2 protein-coding genes are annotated in these 1,278 nt (G+C 57.7%); both read right to left on the reverse strand.

The window, feature by feature from the left end:
* Positions 1-510 (reverse strand): cytochrome c oxidase subunit 3 (locus tag ACIQVE_RS29710; RefSeq protein ID WP_402815534.1); only part of this gene is annotated, 510 nt, incomplete at its 3' end.
* Between the two features lie 3 nt (positions 511-513).
* The coding region (locus ACIQVE_RS29715) for a cbb3-type cytochrome c oxidase subunit I (RefSeq protein ID WP_402815536.1) at positions 514-1,278 on the reverse strand (765 nt) is incomplete at its 5' end.

Here is a 1,278-nt window from a genome sequence, read left to right on the forward strand (position 1 = left end):
GTGCTTGTAGACCTGGTACATCCTGATGCCCATCCAGATCAGCCCTGCGGATACGAGCAGACCGTGGGTACCGACCAGGGTGAAGAACGCGGACAGGAAGCCCGAACGGCTAGGACCGAAGCCCTCGGAGATCAGCAGGTGGAACTCGTTGATCTCCATGGCGATGAAGCCGACGCCGAGCAGGAAGGTCATGAACAACCAACCCAGAACCTGCTGCTTCTTGCCTTTGTACAACGCCAGCATGGCGAAGCCGTAGGTGATCGAACTGAACAACAGCAGGGCGGTTTCGCCCAGCACGTATGGCAGTTCGAAGATGTCGTGGCCCGACGGGCCACCGGCAACGTTGTTTACCAGTACCGCGTATACCGCGAAGATCGACGCAAACAAAATGCAGTCGGTCATCAGGTAGAGCCAGAAACCGTATACGGTCATCTCGCCCGAATCGTGGTGATGGTCATCGTGCCCATGTTCACCATGGGCGTGTCCAGCATTGGTCACTAAATTCGACATGGTTTAAGCCTGTTCCAACGAGGTTTCAACACGGGTGGCACCGGCCGGGATTTTCCCTGCCGCGACCAGACGCTTGTGCTGCTCGGCTTCGATGCGCTCGATCGTTTCAACCGGAACCATATAGCCCTGATCGTCACGTGCAGCGTGGATCACGAAGTAGACGACAGTGCCTACCAGGCTCGCGATTGCCAGCCACCAGATGTGCCAGATCATGGCAAAACCGAAGACGGTCAACAGCGCGCCCATCACAACGCCAGTGGCGGTGTTGTTCGGCATGTGGATCGGCTCGTACTTGGCCGGACGCTGGTACGCGGTACCGTCTTCCTTGGCTTCGGTGAACGGGTCGATGCAGTCAGCCTTAGGCAGCACAGCGAAGTTGTAGAACGGCGGTGGCGACGAGGTCGACCATTCCAGGGTGTGTGCATTCCACGGGTCACCGTGTTCGCACATGTTCTCTGGCTTGTTGCGGTCACGCACACTGACGTACAGCTGGATCAGTTGGCAGGCGATACCGACAGCGATCATCACCGCACCGAACATGGCAACGTACAGGTACGGTACCCACTCAGGGTTGGTGGTGGCGTTCAGACGACGGGTCATGCCCATGAAGCCCAGTGCATAGAGCGGCATGAACGCGACGAAGAAGCCCGAGATCCAGAACCAGAACGCTGCTTTACCCCAACCTTCGTGCAGCTTGAAGCCGAACGCTTTCGGGAAGTAGAACGCGAAACCTGCGATGTAACCGAATACCGCACCGCCGATGATTAC

This window comes from Pseudomonas sp. NPDC098747 (assembly GCF_044760045.1).
In the GTDB taxonomy this organism is placed as follows: Bacteria; Pseudomonadota; Gammaproteobacteria; order Pseudomonadales; family Pseudomonadaceae; genus Aquipseudomonas.